General features: G+C 55.6%; 15 protein-coding genes, 1 tRNA gene and 1 pseudogene. 6 read left to right on the top strand and 11 right to left on the bottom strand.

Annotation, left to right across the window (positions count from 1 at the left end; all coding sequences use genetic code 11):
- Positions 1–33 precede the first annotated feature (33 nt).
- From RUA4292_RS15610 to RUA4292_RS15600, 3 genes are all read left to right on the top strand, one after another.
- Positions 34–1,503 carry a flavin-containing monooxygenase gene (locus tag RUA4292_RS15610; protein WP_058278441.1) on the top strand — a complete coding sequence of 490 codons (1,470 nt, stop codon included), beginning with the start codon at positions 34–36 and terminating at the stop codon, positions 1,501–1,503.
- A 4-nt stretch (positions 1,504–1,507) separates the two neighbouring features.
- Positions 1,508–2,482, top strand: a complete 975-nt coding sequence (locus RUA4292_RS15605; protein ID WP_058278440.1) for an alpha/beta fold hydrolase — start codon at positions 1,508–1,510, stop codon at positions 2,480–2,482.
- 81 nt (positions 2,483–2,563) lie between these two features.
- Positions 2,564–2,640 (top strand) — tRNA-Met (locus RUA4292_RS15600).
- A gap of 75 nt (positions 2,641–2,715) precedes the next feature.
- Here RUA4292_RS15600 and RUA4292_RS15595 read toward each other — a convergent pair.
- From RUA4292_RS15595 to RUA4292_RS24120, 5 genes and pseudogenes are all read right to left on the bottom strand, one after another.
- Positions 2,716–3,018: a hypothetical protein gene (locus RUA4292_RS15595; RefSeq protein ID WP_058278439.1), complete on the bottom strand. Its 303-nt coding sequence runs from the start codon at positions 3,016–3,018 to the stop codon at positions 2,716–2,718.
- Complete coding sequence (locus RUA4292_RS15590; protein WP_058278438.1) at positions 3,002–3,346, bottom strand: hypothetical protein; 345 nt, start codon at positions 3,344–3,346, stop codon at positions 3,002–3,004. Before RUA4292_RS15590 ends, RUA4292_RS15595 begins: the two co-directional genes overlap by 17 nt.
- Positions 3,346–3,951 carry a hypothetical protein gene (locus RUA4292_RS15585; protein ID WP_058278437.1) on the bottom strand — a complete coding sequence of 202 codons (606 nt, stop codon included), beginning with the start codon at positions 3,949–3,951 and terminating at the stop codon, positions 3,346–3,348. Before RUA4292_RS15585 ends, RUA4292_RS15590 begins: the two co-directional genes overlap by 1 nt.
- 153 nt (positions 3,952–4,104) lie before the next feature.
- Complete coding sequence (locus RUA4292_RS15580) at positions 4,105–4,353, bottom strand: hypothetical protein (RefSeq protein ID WP_233493462.1); 249 nt, start codon at positions 4,351–4,353, stop codon at positions 4,105–4,107.
- 659 nt (positions 4,354–5,012) lie between these two features.
- A pseudogene (locus RUA4292_RS24120) lies at positions 5,013–5,388 on the bottom strand (IS5 family transposase); the annotation flags it as partial.
- Between the two features lie 339 nt (positions 5,389–5,727).
- On the opposite strand from RUA4292_RS24120, the gene RUA4292_RS15570 reads away from it, so the two are divergent.
- From RUA4292_RS15570 to RUA4292_RS15560, 3 genes are all read left to right on the top strand, one after another.
- Complete coding sequence (locus RUA4292_RS15570; RefSeq protein ID WP_058278434.1) at positions 5,728–6,027, top strand: hypothetical protein; 300 nt, start codon at positions 5,728–5,730, stop codon at positions 6,025–6,027.
- A gap of 161 nt (positions 6,028–6,188) precedes the next feature.
- Entirely contained in the window at positions 6,189–6,806 is a 618-nt protein-coding gene (locus RUA4292_RS15565) for a hypothetical protein (RefSeq protein ID WP_058278433.1), read from the top strand.
- An 810-nt stretch (positions 6,807–7,616) separates the two neighbouring features.
- On the top strand, positions 7,617–10,889 hold the full coding sequence (locus RUA4292_RS15560; RefSeq protein ID WP_082637143.1) for an autotransporter outer membrane beta-barrel domain-containing protein: 3,273 nt from the start codon (positions 7,617–7,619) through the stop codon (positions 10,887–10,889).
- 117 nt (positions 10,890–11,006) lie between these two features.
- Here RUA4292_RS15560 and RUA4292_RS15555 read toward each other — a convergent pair whose 3' ends face one another.
- The 6 genes from RUA4292_RS15555 to RUA4292_RS15540 all read right to left on the bottom strand — a co-directional run bounded on the left by RUA4292_RS15555 (position 11,007) and on the right by RUA4292_RS15540 (position 16,707).
- Positions 11,007–11,240, bottom strand: a complete 234-nt coding sequence (locus tag RUA4292_RS15555; RefSeq protein WP_058278431.1) for a hypothetical protein — start codon at positions 11,238–11,240, stop codon at positions 11,007–11,009.
- Between the two features lie 128 nt (positions 11,241–11,368).
- Positions 11,369–11,614, bottom strand: coding sequence for a hypothetical protein (locus RUA4292_RS25335; RefSeq protein WP_058278430.1), 246 nt, complete (start codon positions 11,612–11,614; stop codon positions 11,369–11,371).
- Positions 11,615–12,245: 631 nt separating this feature from the next.
- Positions 12,246–14,822: a DUF3987 domain-containing protein gene (locus RUA4292_RS15545; RefSeq protein ID WP_058278429.1), complete on the bottom strand. Its 2,577-nt coding sequence runs from the start codon at positions 14,820–14,822 to the stop codon at positions 12,246–12,248.
- A gap of 129 nt (positions 14,823–14,951) precedes the next feature.
- Positions 14,952–15,098, bottom strand: coding sequence for a hypothetical protein (locus RUA4292_RS24820; RefSeq protein WP_158507042.1), 147 nt, complete (start codon positions 15,096–15,098; stop codon positions 14,952–14,954).
- Positions 15,099–15,162: 64 nt separating this feature from the next.
- Entirely contained in the window at positions 15,163–15,396 is a 234-nt protein-coding gene (locus tag RUA4292_RS24535; protein WP_145974975.1) for a hypothetical protein, read from the bottom strand.
- A gap of 138 nt (positions 15,397–15,534) precedes the next feature.
- Positions 15,535–16,707 carry a tyrosine-type recombinase/integrase gene (locus RUA4292_RS15540; protein ID WP_058278428.1) on the bottom strand — a complete coding sequence of 391 codons (1,173 nt, stop codon included), beginning with the start codon at positions 16,705–16,707 and terminating at the stop codon, positions 15,535–15,537.
- Positions 16,708–17,487 lie beyond the last annotated feature (780 nt).

The following is a 17,487-nucleotide window of genomic DNA, read 5'->3' as shown; positions in this document are numbered from 1 at the left end:
AACCATATCGGTCGTTTTGGGAGGGACGGGCGCATGGAACATCAAACCGATATGCTGATCGTCGGCGCTGGATTTTCCGGCCTGACGATGGCGATTGAGGCCCGAAAACGCGGCATCAAGAATATTGCGATCCTTGAAAAAGCGAATGAGATTGGCGGGACGTGGCGTGAGAACACCTATCCCGGTGTCGCGTGTGATATCCCATCGCACCTCTATTCCATGGCAACGCATCTGAACCCGGACTGGAGTCGGGCCTATGCGGGCGGCGCTGAAATTCAGGCCTATCTGAAAAAGGTCTGCCTTGATGAGGGGATTTACGAGCTATGCCATTTCGGTCAGCAGCTGAAATCTGCCCGCTGGGACGGCATGCGCTGGCAGGTGGAAACCGAAAGTGGGCAGCGTTGGTCGGCGCTGTTTCTGGTCTCGGCCATAGGCGCACTGCATCTGCCCAGCATCCCCGATTTACCCGGTGCGGACAGTTTTCCCGGGCCTTGCTTTCACTCTGCCGAGTGGGATCACGACACGCCGCTTGAGGAAAAATGCGTCGCAGTTGTCGGAACCGGCGCATCCGCTGTCCAGTTTGTTCCAGAAATTGCGAAAACTGCTGCACACGTCACAATCTTTCAACGCAGCGCGCCCTATGTCCTGCCCCGCCCGGATGGCCCAATCGCGCCCTGGTTACGCCGCCTTTACCGCAGCATCCCGGTGTTACCTTGGGCACGCCGGAAACTGATTTACATGGTCTTCGAGTATCGCCACCGCGTGTTCCGCGGCGAAAAACGGATGGTAAATTTTGCCATGAAGATGTGGCGCAAATCGTTGGAAAGCGCGATCGCAGACCCGGGTCTGCGCAAACAGCTGACGCCGGACTATCGTATCGGCTGCAAACGCATCCTCAGCTCAAACGATTGGTACCCGGCGCTGGCGCGTGAAAACGTGACGGTGCTCCCGCACGGTGTGGCATCAATTGAGGGCGATCAGATCATTTCATCTGACGGAAGCCGTACACCGGCCGACGTCCTGATCTGGGGCACCGGGTTTCATGTCACAGATGTTGTTGAGCGTCTCGACATATCTGGATCCGATGGGCTGACATTGCGCCAGGCATGGTCGGACGGAATGAAAGCGCATCTGGGTACTGCCATCGCAGGTTTCCCCAATTTCTTCATTTTACTCGGGCCACATACCGGCCTCGGTCACAACTCGGTTGTGTTGATGATCGAAGCACAGGTTCGCCACATCGGCCGGGTGCTGGACCAGATGAACCTCGACGGGTTGCAGATGATAACTCCGCGCCCGGACTACCAGGAAGCCTTCGAGCAGGAGATGCGCGAACGGCACGAAGGCAGCGTATGGCAGGTGGGTGGCTGCGCCTCGTGGTATCAGGATGCACAGGGCCGGAACACGACGCTTTGGCCCGGGACCGTTTCAGAGTATGAAAAGCGCATGGCGCAATCCGGGTTGGAACAATACCAACCTGCCCCTTCCTCAGGCGGAGAGTGATGAGATGACCACAATTCTAGTTATCGCCCTTTTGGTCGGCGGCTTCTTTGTCGGCATGAACCTGTGGACCCGGCGACTGACCCGGCAGGGATTGAAGCGCGTCCCGCAACCTGGACAGATTGTCCCGGTGCGCGGCGGCAGCATTCATTACGTGGAAAAGGGCGACCCCACTAAGCAGACAGTCATCATGATCCACGGGCTTGCGGGGCAGCTGCAGCATTTTACGTATTCTCTGATGGACCTGTTGGCGGATGACTATCACGTCATCGCAGTCGACCGCCCTGGCTGCGGATACTCAACCCGCGATAGCGCCGATCTTGGGCGCCTGCCCGAACAGGCCCGCATGATTCAAGAGTTTCTGGACACCAAAGGCATTTCCAACGCCGTTCTGGTCGGGCACTCATTGGGCGGGGCCGTATCGCTGGCCATGGCGTTGGAACACCCGGAGAAAACCAAAGCGCTCGCTTTGCTCGCCCCGTTGACGCAAAAGCTGTCGAACACGCCGCAAGTTTTCAAACCGCTGGAAATACGTACCGAGTGGTTGCGCAACTTTATCGGCAACACGATCGCTGTCCCCATATCGGCTAAGACCGCCCCGCATACATTGGGAGCCGTTTTCTATCCGGAACCCGCGCCAGATGACTTTCTGGACCGCGCCGGCGGTGCGCTGGGGTTGCGCCCTTCGGCCTTCGTTACCGCGTCGCAGGATGTTGTAGGGGTGGATGAAAGTATCGGAGCCCAGGTAGATCGCTATACCGACTTGTCCGTACCCGGCGGCATTCTGTACGGCGCACAAGACACCATACTTTCACCCACCGCCAACGGTGCCCCCATGACCCGGTTCGGGCTGAGCGACGAAAAGATCGAAGGGTTGGGCCATATGATCCCGATCACCGCACCCGACGCCTGCGCGGCCTTCATTCGTAGAATTGCTGATACTGCTGGGGTCGCTGCACAACGGGCAACCAAAGCAGATTGATCGGGGCAAAAATAATCTCTGTAAGGCGGTGTTTCCCCCTTGACCCTTTCCGGCCCCTCGCTTAAATCGCCTCTCACTCATGGCGGAGTAGCTCAGTTGGTTAGAGCAGCGGAATCATAATCCGCGTGTCGGGGGTTCAAGTCCCTCCTCCGCTACCACCCATCTCATGTGTTGTTGTTTGTTATCAGGCCGTTACGGGCCGGTCAGGGCATAGCGTGCCCTGCATTGTGCCCTTATTGGGTCGTCACGGTAAGCAGACCACCACCCGCCTCATATTCACATGTCACGGTCTCGGCACGACCGACCGCACCAAGCGACGTGCCGGTGATGTCGATGATGGGCCGCTCGGGCTTGCCTGCGACCCTTCTCAGGCCGTAGGGGTCCGCGCGTAGCATAAGGCCCGTATCGGTCTGCACGAGAGCACAGCGGGTGCCGTGCGCCAGTCCGGCAGCTTGCAGGTGCTTACCCTCTATCCAGAGGCGCGGTTGCGGCCTATGCGGCGGGTGAAGATGGTGGTCATCACTCAGCTCCGACAATCCCAAACGATACCGTCCGTGCGACCCGGTCAATCTGGATATTGTCCACGACATATACGGTCGCCACGTTGCGGGTGCTGCTGGTTCCGCCCACGTAGCCGAGGCACTTCAGATCATCGTCGGATGCGTCGATCTGCAGGATCATCCGCTTTGTTGCTTCCAGCGCGTCCATCTGTGCGTCGAACTGCGGTGAGGCCTTGGCATCGTGCTGATAGTTGAATGCTGCATTGTGACGCTTGTGGAATACCGGCACGGTGCCGATGCCCTCCACGTTTGCGGTCCATGCAAACGGCTTGCGGGTGAACTTCATCGGCGTTGGTCGTTTCATCACACGCCCCGGATACTTATGCTGATGCGGTCCGCATCAATGCCGAGTTCTTCGGCCAGCATGGCAATTGCATCGTCAATCGGTGTCGATACGTCCGCCTGTGCCAATTCTGCTGATGCGCCCGGCTCCAGCGGTACGTCGACAGCAAGAGGCAGAACACCCTTCACCATGCCGCTGCCCGCAACGTGATGGTCATCGGACGCCAATGGATATGCCGAGACCCAGACACCCATTCCGGCGCGCAACGTCTGACCGCGTTCGGTCATAACGGCAGCACGTTCATTGAAGCAGTCGCGCACCTTGTCCGCATCCAGCAACCATGTCGTCGCCTTTGTTGGGTTGTCGTAATCGTCATTGATGGCCAGCAGGACGGTGTCCACATCATCCAGTGTCTTCCATCCACCGTTACCATCAGGCGGAAAGGCCACCCAGAAATCACGGCTTGTCCGCAGGGCTGCGGTTTTTGTCTTACCGTCCTCTTCCAGCACCAGACGCTGGTTGGGGCCGCGACCGACGCCGGTCTGACGCGATACGGTATAACCGGCAGCTTCGGCGGCTTTTACGGCTGCGTCACGCAGTGCACGAGTAATAGTTCTGTCTGACATTGGCCTATTCCTTTTATTGCATTTTAAGTCTGACAAGCTAATTGCGAACTAATTCATTCTAATTCAATACTAATTCAGATTGACGTGGCGTAAGGCAGCCGCGCACAGCTAAAAAGCCGTGCGGATCAAAGGATTTTACGAGATACTAGGTAGCTAGATACAGGCGTTGAATGCCCGTGTGGCGTAAGTACTATCTGCACTGTTGTTGCCCAGATATAGCTGCGCCTGCGTGCTGTTCGGGGACTTTTCGATCAGCCTGATCACGTGTCCGTACCATGTACCGGTATAAGCGGATGACGACGATGTGCGAACTTCAACATACCCGGCTCCGGGTACAACTGCTGTGGTCGGGCGTAATGATTGCGGGATGCCTGCACCACCTTCGGAGTATGCCGAACGCATTGCCGTTTCGATACAGCCAGCCATCGCGAGATTGTTTTTGCTGACCGACACATCCGCTGCTGGTGGTTTGGCATAAATGGAATCGAGCGATGTACTTTGCGGCGTCCCGCCATCGTGATCGGCAGGATGTAAAGCCAGATCAAGACAATCAGCAAGACGAACATGAAGACAAGTTGGATGATAGGTGCGTCCATGGCTTGTTACCTTTTGTTTCGCTCTGTCACGTGTAGCACACCACTGCAGGGAGTGTAGCTGACCGTTACGACCGAGCCGGACGGCCACGGAACGCTTGAGCCGACAGTATCGATAATTGGGCTAGTTGAGACAAGATTGGTCATCGGGCTGTACCGCGATGGCGCATCCGGCATCAAGAGAGCGAGCGTCGAGGTTGTACCTTGGGATTGAAGCCGCATCACAAAGCATTTGTGAAGCCGACGTTGAACAGTGTTTTGTTGTAGCTAAAGGCGTCAATTCCGTTGTTCACTCGATTATACTCCAGCTCTGCAAATGGAACGAAGCCATTCCCAACGATGTAGTTTTCGTTTTTCGACCCTTAGCATTGCGCCGTATTGATCTTCGTCGGGGTTACCAACAAACAAAGGGTTAATGTCTTGGAACGCCTTCTGAGCAAAATACACCCTAGGTTCAACTAAGTATCCGCGCCCTTTGCTGTCACAGATGGCATGCAGTTTGGTATTCATGCCGCCCTTGGTTCTACCAATCAGGCGGCCACGCCCCCCTTTTCACGCCCAAACTAGACGCCGTGCGATGGGCCTTCAGGTAAGTGGCGTCAATCATGACTGTCCTCTCTTCACCGTGCTCGGCGGCCAGGCCTGCCATAATCCATTCGAAGATGCCTTTCTCGCTCCAACGCTTTCACCGGCTGTAGAGCGTCTTGTGTGGTCCGTATTCTTTGGGGGCATCTCGCCAGCGCAACTCTTTACGATTGATGAAAATAATCCCACTCAAGACGCGCCTATCATCGACCCGAGGCTTGCCGTGCGGCTTCGGGATAAAAGGGGCGATCTTGGCCATCTGCTCGTCGGTAAGCCTATAAAGGTCGCTCTGGTCATCGCTCCGTTTTTGGAGCCGTGAATCACGCCGCGCCGCGAAAATCAATGCGTCCTGACCCTAGGCTCTGGGTTTATGATTTGGTCCCAGTTTCAACGGCTGCTTTCACACAGAACAGGCAGTGGCAAAAAACATGGCGATCGCAGGGATGCGGACAAAGCTGTCACTCGTAAGTAGACCGACCGGCGTGATCGATACATGCCCAACGCTTTCGCAATGTATTCATTGACATGTTCGAATAAGATATTTCAACTTCGCCTACCTATATCCTGAGATTTGCAGAGCTAAAGAAGGAAGATTTATATGACTAAATTCGGCGTGTTTACTTTGTTCGGAGCAAGTGTTCTCGCACTTTCTGCGTGCGATGATACCGGCGGTACAAGCGTTTCCACCGAAGTTACACCGGCACAACAAGCCTGCTTGCGCGACGTGGCTGCCGCTACCAACAACACGCAAGTCGCTGTTCTTTCTTCTGCGTTCAGCGAAGCCGGAACACAGGTTCGAGTTGGCGTAGGTCCAGAGCAAGCGCCATGGAATTGCATAGCATACAGCGATGGCACAACGGCGGGTATTGAGTCTCTCAGCAATGAAGGGGCGCTTTAAGCCTTAGTATGTTCGTAGCAATTGTGCCCCTCCGCATCGCGGAGTTTAAGAACAACACGTGCTTCTTAAAGAATTCGGATGAATTTTGGCTCCGCTGATTTGGCACCCAACCTTATTAATGCGCTGTCACAGCGCCTTTATTGACCAGTAGGATATATGTGATGCTAAAGAAGTACTTATGGGCACTTGCTATTTTTCCCGCGCCTGCGTTTTCAGATATTTCTGACGAGGCAAACGCTTGTATTGACGAGTTGGTATCCCGCTTCGGAAACGTAGGGGGTGAAGTGCTCGACCAAGAATTCAGCGAAGCCGCAATTATGGTCCGGCTTCGCGATGGAAGTGGTGTTGAATACGAGTGCATCGTTTGGTCTGGACCCGAAGTTGCTGATCTGCGGCGTGTAGGTGAAAGTACCGATATGGCGGATGATGGCGCTGGAGCTATGGACGGCGCATCTGCGCCAACAGTTTCTGGGGATCAGGTCGTAAAGTTCAATGCAGGTGAGAGCGGAACCGCCATGAGCGCCACGCTTCAACCGGGTGCTTCGGTGCGCTACATCCTCGGCGCAAACGATGGTCAGTTTCTTAACGTAGATGTTGGATCGCACGGAGGTGCACTGGATTACAAGATTTTCAATCCAGACGGCTCTCTTCTGTTAGATTTGATTTCTTCTGATACACCGTATCAAGGCCAGCTATGGCAGTCTGGCGAGCATGTGGTTGAAGTCGTAAACGCTGGTACGCAACCTGTTACATTTGACATTGGGATTGGCATCAACTGACGCTGTCTGAATACGCAACTGCGGCAACTGTTGAACCATCCGGTCCGACCCTGGTCGAAGTTAACTGGCCGAACCTAAAGTGAGCTTGAACGATGGACCGTACGATTGAATGCTTAGGGCGGTGGTTTCATTAAATCGACGCAACAAACACATAATTCGTTCTGGTGGTGCTTCTTATCCCTGCGTATTCTGCGGTCGCTCGTTGAATCGTCGCGCGACGACACCCAGCTTTTCCTGACTAAGTACCAACAAATCCATGCCTTTTGGAAATTCCTGACACAAGAGACGGTTGGTTTTTTCATTCGTGCCGCGTTGTCGAGGACTGTGTGGCCCGCCATTACGGCTCGACGCCTCCAAGTAATCGTAACGAACAAGTTGGGTTCCTATGGCGCAAAGATGAAAGTCATCAGCAACGCACCGATACGGGCAATAGGCCGTTGAATTAACTACCGGGCAGAGAATTCTCACCTGCCGTTTCGGCGACGAGAACGTGCCACGTTCCAATTTGGGCAAATGCGATGTTTGTACAACATTCTCCGCCGTTCGTCCTTCCGTCTATAGCCATGTCAACCGCAAACGACACCTTTACTCACGCCACAATTTCAAACTAAACCAAAAGACCGCTCTGTCTGAGTGACGTCAGCTTTGTACTGGGTATGTCCTTGCATTTGGCGGCATACAGAGATTGGTTCGATTTGGTCTTGGGGCACCAATCCTCAGCCTTCTTGGGGTTAGCCGCAAAAAAGATGTTGGATTTCATGAATGTGTCTGATGAGATGGCGGCACCAACAATGAACGAGTGAGGACAGAATGTTACACTATCATTTTTTCTCCGATCGGCGTGGCAAAGTCATCCTCAAGAGTTCTGTGTGCGCAGGGGCGATGTTGCTGGCACTCGCTGCGACGCCGAAGGCGGATGCGGCCTGCACCGTGACCCCGAGCAGTACCGATGCCGGCAACGGTGTTATCACCGTTCCGGTAGGCGGCGTTGTGGATTGCGCCAGCGGGAGCGCGACCACAGCGTCCTTCGACGGGCGCGACGGCAGCGGTAAAACGATCGGTTTTGGCGTGATCCTGCGATCCGGTGCCACGCTGACGGCCCCCCCGCCGATCCCAGCCACGGGTGTCGGGCCTGGTCTGGGAGAAAAGCAGCTCGCCCCGATCTTTGTTGGCTCGGATGGCAATGCGGGTGCCGTGTCACTATCGCCAGGAGCGACGATCGAAGCAACTGGGGACAAAAATCAAGGGATCGTTGCGGTTGGTAACAACGTCATAATTGCGAATGGCGGAACGATCACCGCATTTGCGGAGGCCATTCAGGGGCAGACGCCCGGAAATAGAGCGTCGAACATCCTCGTGAGGAATGCGGGAGAAATCGTGTCGATTGGGCGGCAGGGCGATTCCACGATCAAGCTGGGCGACGACGGTAGACTGATAAATACAGGTCGGATCCTGCGTCAAACGACTGTGGGGACGACCACTTCAACGGGCAAGACCCTGGTCGAGGCGATCCAAATGGATGGGGGAGTTCTTACCAATGAAGGGATTATCTCGCTTGACGTGACAGGCACACAAAACACGGGCACTGCGGTTAATTTATTCGGTGGCGCGACTGTCGAAAACAGCGGCACTATTAACGCCACGGTGCCGGGCGGTGTCCTCGGGTCCGCGATAACACTAGGTGCCGGGGGGGGCACGGTTAATAATGCGGCCACGGGCGTCATTGATGGCCGCAACGTTGCCAGCGCGATAGATGGAACACTTAGCGCCGGTACCATCGACAATGCCGGACAGATCCTTGGGTCGACCGCAACGGGTTTTGCGATCGACGGAGGCACATCTACGGATGATTTCAAACTGATCTGGCGGCCCGGATCTGTTGTTGAGGGCGAGGTGCGGGTGACCGCTACAACGTCGCGGCCCTCCACGCCGGCTGATGTGGGGCTGGATCCGAATGATCCGGCCGATCAAGCGTTTTTCGATAGTGTTTGCGGCCCTGGCGGCAGTGCCGCGCCTTGCACCACATCTCAGAAAACACTGCCGCAACAGGCGACAGTTGAATTTGCGATCGACGGACCGGTGACAATTGATCCGGCTGTTACACAGTTCACGGGTATCAATACTTTCGTTGTCAACGGAAACGGGATTCTTAATCTGTCCCAAGACCTGCAGGCAGTTGACGCGCCGGTTGATACCAGCACCGGAAACGTGCCAGCGGGCGACTTCGGAGGCAATCTGACGTTCAACACCATGGGCGCAGGTAGCCGCATCGAGTATTCCGGGGCAATCTCGGATGCGGCAGACGGCAGCAATCCAGGAAATGTGGTCAAGCAGGGACCCGGAACACTTGAACTGAACGGCAATTCCACTTTCTCCGGATCGTTATCTTTGGAAGACGGAACCACCGTTGTCAACGGCACACTGACCCCCTCATTCACGTCAGTTCAATCAGCAGCAACCTTGGCGGGGACAGGCACCACCCGAAACCTTACAGTTAACGGTGGGACGGTCGCGCCCGGCAACTCCATCGGTACATTGAACATCACCGGGGATGCTGATTTCACCAGTGGTGGTACTTTGCGCGCAGAGGTCGACCCGAACGCCGCCCAAAACGCCGACCTTTTGGCTGTTTCAGGAGGCCTTACTGGGACCGATGCGATGACAATCGAGGTGCAGCCAGTTCAAACGGGACTGTCCGCGCAGGATTACGTGGCGGGCAACAACTATACAGTTGTTACAGCGGCTTCGATCGACGGCAACGCGCCAACCCTAGTCGAAGGTGGAAATCTACCGGCAATCGTATCACCATTCATTGTCGGCACGCCAACAACATCGGGTCAGATTGACATTGGGTTTCAGCAACTGAACCCAACGCAACTCGGAAACAAAGCGCTGGGTCAAACCGGATCTCCTAACCATGCAAGTTTCACGACCGCTATTGGTACTGCTGCACAGCAAAACCCAAACACGGCTCTGACTTCCGGAGCGGTGCTTGGTTCAACCATTACCAATCTGAACAACAACCAACTTGCACAACTCAACTCAGTTCACGGTGAGGCGTACTCCTCCTATCTCACCGTTGGCTTGGAGCAACTGGACCTCGTATCAAAACTCATATTGGACCGTGCCAGCGGCGAGCGCGCCAACAGTTGGGGTGGTACCGTTCCCGGGTTTGGTCAGGGTCCGGAAGTAAGCCAAGGTTTGTCTGCACCGTTAACGATCCAAGACACAAATTCCTCTCGTCTGTGGTTTGACGCTGTTTACGTCACTGGTCAGGTCGATGGTGACAATGGATTGGGAAATTTTGACTATGACCTTAGTGCCTTCTTGTTTGGTGGCGATATATACGAGGATGGCCCTGTGACGGCAGGCTTGTATGCCGGATTCGGTAATATCGAAATGGACGAACACGATGTGATCGATCAGGATTTCGATGGTGACACCTACCACATAGGCGCTTATGGCAGCTACTTTGCAAACAACGGTTGGACCTTCAGTGGCGTCATTGGTTACTCGTACACCGACAATGATACCTCGCGTGATAATGATGATGTAGGTGGCTTTACGGGTGGAGAGGCAGAGGCCAGCTTTGACAGCCAAGGTGTTTTCGCCGGAGTGCGTGCAAATACTCAGTACAAACTGGCGAACGGGCTAACGTTGACGCCACTGTTTGATGCCGTCTATGCCTATGTTGACCAGGATGAAGTCACCGAAACCGGCGGCGGCGACTTTAACTATACGATCAATGATGCCGATGCCGAAGCGTTCATCACATCCGTTGGCCTGAACGCCACTCATGAATTTCAGTCGGGTAGCACTCGAATGGCAGCAACAGGCTTTGCTCGCTATCACTATGACTGGATCGCCGCATCCGATGATGAAAACGAAGTTACAGTTTCGAGTCCTATTTTTGGTAGCTTTGACCAATTCGGCCAAAACCGCGGCAAGCAAGCAGTGACGCTGGGACTCGGCCTCGCTGCCCAAGTGGCCGATAACGTGCAGATTGCAGCAAACTACGGGTACACATGGAACTCAAACGGCGAAGAGCAAGGGTTTGGCGCTTTCCTCACGGCCCGTTGGTGATTAGTGCCGGTCGAAACTCGGGCGGCGCACACAAGCGCTTCACTGATGGTCCTGTCAGTATAGATTCTCTTCAGCGATGCATCGCCAGGTCGTGGTGTGTGATCCGGTGTCGAGCGTTCAGGCGAACTGAGTGACGGTCAGTCTGCCCTTAACCGCAGGACAGGCCGCGACCGGATCAATCGCGGCCTCTGTGACGGCCCCAATCCATCCAAACGCGGATCGCAGGTCGTCGGCTTTCAAGTGACTGGCCACAGCGGCACAGGTCAGCGGTATGGGGTCAAAGCCGTTTGTTGCGGCCTGCTGACGTGCCTCCAGACAGGCGTTCCGATCGTCCAAATCCGCGTCGTTCAAGAAGTCGAGACGCGCCTGTCGGTATCAGGATGGTGGTTTGGTCAGGAAGTCGACCCAGCCATCAACGGTTGTCGGTATCTCTGGCAAGTCAGCGTCGCTCCAGTTCTTTGCGTAACAGGCCCAGTGCTTCAGCTTCTTTGGTCATACTCAACCTTCCAAAGTTCGAACACGTGTTTGCTGGAGCGGCAATCCAGCGGCAATTGCAGGCACACGCCGTGACAAATTATTCGATGGTCCTCATCGCCGGTGGTTTCGTACGTGGTCGGGTGGCCCGCATGCTTTGCAATCATCTGCCGGGCTTTGAAAATAAACGCTTTGGTTTGCGTTATCTGGATGTCACGTGTGAGCGTTTCGCTAAAATCGTAAATTTTCATCAGGAACCACCAAGGACACGCTGGGGCAGGCACGCGATGCCAACGATCTTATAAAAGCGGCACGCTCAGAGCAATAGCCTTAGATTGTGGGTATGCTCAAAACCCATAGTCTCAGGTTATTTTAGGGTCATTTTTTGTCTTTTCTCTACAAGAAGCCTCCCCATCGCGGTGACGTTCCCCAACGGAAAAGTTTCATACTATCCCCCCGCCTTAGCTGGTACCCACCCAACCAGCCGTCACCACACGCAGCACACAGCGCAGCCAACACGTGGCAATGCGTAGCGATGGGGGCGGTATGGGCGGTGGGGTGCTGGTCTCTCGTATCCGTACTGTCTCGTGTGTTGCGTTCCGTTGCGGTCCGAGCGTGACGGGTGTGACCATACCCGTACCTGTACTGTCGCGTGCTGCTTGGTTGAATGTATGTCCCTCCATAGATTGATATGTGCCGTGATAGTTTCGTTGGTGTTAACGGTACATCTCCACAGAGTTGCGTTGGTTGTTCACACGTTGACCCTTGGTGGATTTGTCGACAATGTCGCTCGCGTACGAAAAGACAAATTTTTTAACCTCTTCTTCTTATTATTACGACACACGATACGCGCGCGCATGAGCGACATTGTCGACAAACCTCTCAACTCCTAATCTTGGCAACGATCTCAGCTCTACGTTCTTTCTCGCGCTTGGCATCGTCAACGAACAACGTGTGAACAGCTGGATTAACGTTCCAGTTGCGTGACAGAAAATTTGCGTCAGTGGGAGATACCCAATTACTATCTTCCATATAGCGCATCAAACGCAGCTTTGTGGTGTCGTCCATAGCACGCCACGCCCGATAGTTCCGTTGCAGGTCACGCAGCGCCAATGTCTCGCATTGGGTGCTCAGGATGTAACCAGCAATCCACCGGACGTGTTCAACATCACCACCGTCACCGAGGATGTCGTCATACAAGGCGAACACGCTCGGCAGAAAGTAACTCGTGTGCAGGTCTGCCACGATACGCGCCGTCTGTGCCGTTACGGGATATGCGGTCGGTTCGTGCTCATAGCTTGCCGCTTCGATTGCGTGCATCACGAGCGCCCAGCGGAACAGGCCACCTTCCCATTTGGACAAATGACTGGTGAGACGCCCTGACAGCCCACCACCCGCCACAAGGCTGTGCACAGTGCCCCAACACTCATCAAGTATTGCCACAGCCTCTGGTGACAGCTCTACGGTCCCGTTGCGGCTGTTGTGGACCTTGCGGACCACCGCGTCGAACATGTGCATGTTGTTGGGGTTTGTGGGTGTGTTCGTGGCTCTGGGGGCACGGCTGGCAAAAATTGGATAGAACCGTTGCAGCAAACCGTCATCGGGCGAATACTTCATCGCTACGGCCAGCGCGCTTGGCTGGATACCGCCTATGATCGATGCGGACCATGAATCGATTATCAGAGTACCGCGACCGATGCGGTCGACCGGATAAGAACCGCCGTTATACAGCGACAGAAAAGCGGCCCGTGATGTAGCGGCACCGCCTCGACCTTCCACACTGGCGAACCAGCCAGACAACTCGTCACGCAGCATGGTAACGCCACGTGGATTGTGTTGCAGGATGTCGCCCAGCTTTTCGACCGTAGCATCCCCAACCAGCAACCGATCCGTATTTGGGTGTTGTGGAGCAAAGCCTTCGGGTTGTTCGGCACCATCTTTGCCGTCGGTATATCTCTTGAGCGCGGTGTTGTACCGCTTCAGCTCGACCTGCCATCTTGCGATGCTTTGACCATCGGTTTCGGCATTGTCCCGGTCAATTCGTTTCGCGGGCTTCATGCCGAGATTCAGGCCGGGCGTTTTCTTGACCGAGGCATCCCCAATCATAGCCAACCACAGACGCGGGCTTTCCCGCCAAACAGATCCTGCATGCGGAATGATCTCCATACGGTCGTCCATCGCCGCCACAACGCTACCGATACAGGCGCAGAATATAATTTCGGGAGGAACGCCCATTGACGGCCCGTCGTCGGACATGAGCGGGCGCAGGACGGGCGGAACGCATTGCTCGGGCAGTCTCGGTGCCAAAACGGGCCGCATCAAGTCCACAGGCTGCGTATCGCCCCACTGGTCCACAGTCACACCCGTCGGCATGGGGTGTGACACGCCGGGCACCGCAGGCACGGGTGCAACAACAGTGAGCGCCGCACTCAGGGACGCGGCGGCATCGGGCAGCAGAGGGGCGTGGCGCTGCTGCAGGGTGCGGCTGTGCATCATGGCCGCTACGTGCGGCGGGTAAATCCCGCCATGGGCATTACGTACCAGGTAGCAGAGTTTACCGAACGTGAGACGTCCATCGGGCTTTAACCCTTTCCATTCTCGGGCGTGCTCTTTGGCGCTGAACTTTTTACTCTTGCTGCTCCACGCCTCAAACAGCGGTCCACCTTCCTCGTGCCCAAGGCTGTGACAGACCGCAAAGCCCACGTCGCGCCAATCGTCATAGCTCAGTCCACGGTGCTTACTCTTGCCTGACGGTGGCGCGTCATTCGGCAGCATCTCAAGCATCGCCTTTACCAGCTCGACAGGCACGTCATCGTCACCCTCGTAGGACTGGCGTTCCGTCCCGGGTGCTATGTGCCCACGTCGAGCCAATACGGCCTGTTTGATGGACGGAGCGGCTGTCGGCTGCACGTTGTGCCCATCCAGAGCATTGAACGTCAGAGCGGCTGCAATCCTGCTGTTTGCGAAGAACCCGCACCCGTTGGCCTCCACATGTGATTGTTCAGCATCGCCCGGCTCGCGGGTCATGACGATACGCAGGCCCGTGCCCGATGCGGACACCTCAACATAGGTCTCTTCCAGCGATATGATGTCTTGTGCCCATTGGTCGATGACACCCGTTACCGGATCCCGGCAACCGTCCAAGTCAGCAAATGTCAGCAAACTATCCGGTCGCGGCAGGTATCCGTAGGTGATGCTAACTATTGGGTCGTCGTAGCAGGTCACCATGTCGCCAGATCGCGGCACGGACAGAAACCGCTGCACCTCGGAATAGGTGTATCTGGCGGCGTCCTCTTTGCTATGTGGGTATCTTACCGCGTTCGGCTTGGTCGGGAACTTGCCGAGCTTGGGATTATCGGCACCCTGACTGAACACAACAAACGTCAGCCAATTGTGCTCATATCCGGCCTGCTCCCAAACGGTTGCATTTGTAACTGTGGGTGGGTTATCTTTTGCCATGGCACCGTCTGTCCTTTGTATGGGGTTGGGTGTTGTTGTTCCCCCGGCCCGTAAAAAGGCCGGGGGTTTTGCGTCGCAGCAACCGTTGCCATGGCTTGGAGTGGCCGGAATTACGCTCTGACGGTATGCTTAGGCAGCTTCCAGCTCTTCAAGACGCTTTACCGCCCGTTTGAGCAATTGTTCGTTGTGCCAGCCACCGTACTGTTCAAAACGGGTCGCTCTGTAATGAACGTCACCTTGCGCTTCCAGCAGTTCGTCTTCTCGGTCGCGTTTCATATTGTCATCCTCATGGACCGAGTTGTCCCGATACTCACGCACGGTCCGTTGCGTGGCAGGTGTGTCACGCAGCAGACTCCAGCGACGCAAAATACGCCAGTTGCTCGGCACGGGTGCGACCGTCCATCCAGTACAACACCAGCTCTGGCGACAGTTGTTGGAATGCCGGGCCGGTATTGTTCCGGCGGTGCTTTGCGAGCGCCGGTGTGTTGACGTCAAGCTGGTGGGCTTTTAGGGCCACGCGGACCGTTGCGGGCTGTGTCCAGTCCCATTGGGTGTATGTCTTATCAGGTGTCATGTCGTTACTCCGTTGACTAACTGAGTATAACCTGACAACTCCGATCTAGTCTTGCAAGTCTTTGATAACGTTACGTATTATCTATATGAGCAGTCATATACGTATTGTGACATATGTCCGCGCAACCTGTTGATGACGCTACGTCACCTTGTCAGGAATTACGTTGCGTAAACCGTCCAGCAGGTCGGCATAATCCTGCATCATCTGGCGTCGTTCAGACAGGTGAAGCGTTCGGTTATAGGCCCGTCCGTGCGCCTCTGGAACAGTGTGGCTCAGCTGCTGTTCGATGATTCTCGGGTCGGTGCCAAGATCCTCCGCAATCCGCGTGCGGGCCGTTGCGCGCCATCCATGCGCCGTGTGTCGACCGCGCCAACCGAGCTTGTCCGCTATCTTGCTGCTGATGACCGTGCTGGTGTGGCCTGCTGATGCGGTTCGGCTGTAGAACACGAAAGGCAGGGCATGCGTGTCCATGGCGCGCAAAATATCAACCACCTGGTAGCTCAGGGGCACGGCGTGATCGATGTCGACTTTGCCGACACGATAGGTCCACAGTGCTGCATCCAGATCGATGTCGGCCCACCGCATGGCGCATATTTCACCGGGCCGCTGGAACGTGTAGGCACAAAGCTGGTGGATGGTCTTGCCGTATGACCCGCCCGGCCACGCCCACAGGTCACGTAACAGCTCACCAACACCCGCACGGTCCGTAACGGCTGCCATGTGACGCACGGGCGGTGGTCGGTCCATTCCACCCCTCAGATCGGCTGTCACGTCCCGGTCGGCCTGTCCTCGGGCCACAGCATAGCGCAGCACCTGCCCTATCATCCCCAGCACCCGCACAGCCGTATCCTGCGCGCCTCGGTTGGATATGGGCTGGACCGCGCGTATGGCGTCGACAGGCTGGATGTCACGCGGATGCATGCCGCCCAATATGGGCCACACGTCGCCGGTCATCCTGTTTCTAAATCGCTTGTAGTGGCCGGGTGCCCAATGTGGCTGTTCTCGGGCCATGTAAGCCTCGGTCACACTCTGGAACGTGACGGCCTGTGCGGCCCGTTGACGGGCTTGTGCCAGTGCAGGGTCCGCACCCTGTCGTTTGAGGTCCAATGCGGCCTGTCTGGCGTCCAGCAGGCTCATGGCGGGCCACTGCCCCAACGTGACGGTGCGGTCTTTCCCGTCCGTCTGCAGGCGATACCGCCACACCTTCGATCCGGCGGGTGTTACATCCATCACCAAACCGCCACCATCGGACAGACGATATCGTTTGGTGCGTGGTTTTGCTGTTCGAATCTGACTGTCGGAAAGTGCCATGCTGTGTCCTGATTGTGCCCTGATTTAACGTTACCGTCCGTAACTACAGGTTTTGTCAGGTTAGGTATATGGCTTTACATATATGACCTAAATGCATGTGTGATTATGGCACGTTAGGGTGGTTGCGTAGTCTCCTCCGCTACCAAATTCCCCTTAAAAAGCAAGGATGCTGCGTTTAGTGACCAAAGTCCTCCCTGTAGGTATCCGCTGGGACTGCAAACACTAGCCAAGCTAATGCTATAGCTTTCTCTCCTCTCTGTAATGTAGGTGATGTCTAATTCGTGGGTTCTCGGCTTATCATGCGCACGTGGCTATTTCGTAAGGTTGAACACCGTAGAACCGCTCGACTTTGTCCGTCGTCAGAGTATTTGTTTCGATAACCACAAGCAAACTGCGAAATCGGCCGTCTTTCTGGCATCCAGCAGTTCAGATTACACGGACTGAAACGAAGTGTCGCAATCTTGTTGGCTTGGGGCAACAAATTCTGGTCCTCGAAACTTCACACTCAGCACAGACAGTTCTTCTTGTTTTAATAAAAAGGTATTCGATTGGGCCTTAACGGCTCAATGTGCGGATTTCGAGCCAGCGCCCCGGCTGGCGGTCACTTTTGCGATTTCACGAGCGCAGCCAAAACAAAGGGTGCACCACGGAACGCGAACCAAGGCCCCTTAATCTAGGAATGAGTGATTCGGCACAGTTCATTTCCCTGCAACACTCTGAAACAGTTTCCTTTGTTGCCCCAAGCAGCGTAACCTTAGATATGTTTTGACGGCGCCGGTC

Source organism: Ruegeria atlantica (assembly GCF_001458195.1).
Classification (GTDB): domain Bacteria; phylum Pseudomonadota; class Alphaproteobacteria; order Rhodobacterales; family Rhodobacteraceae; genus Ruegeria; species Ruegeria atlantica.
This window is presented reverse-complemented; position numbering and strand designations above follow the sequence as displayed.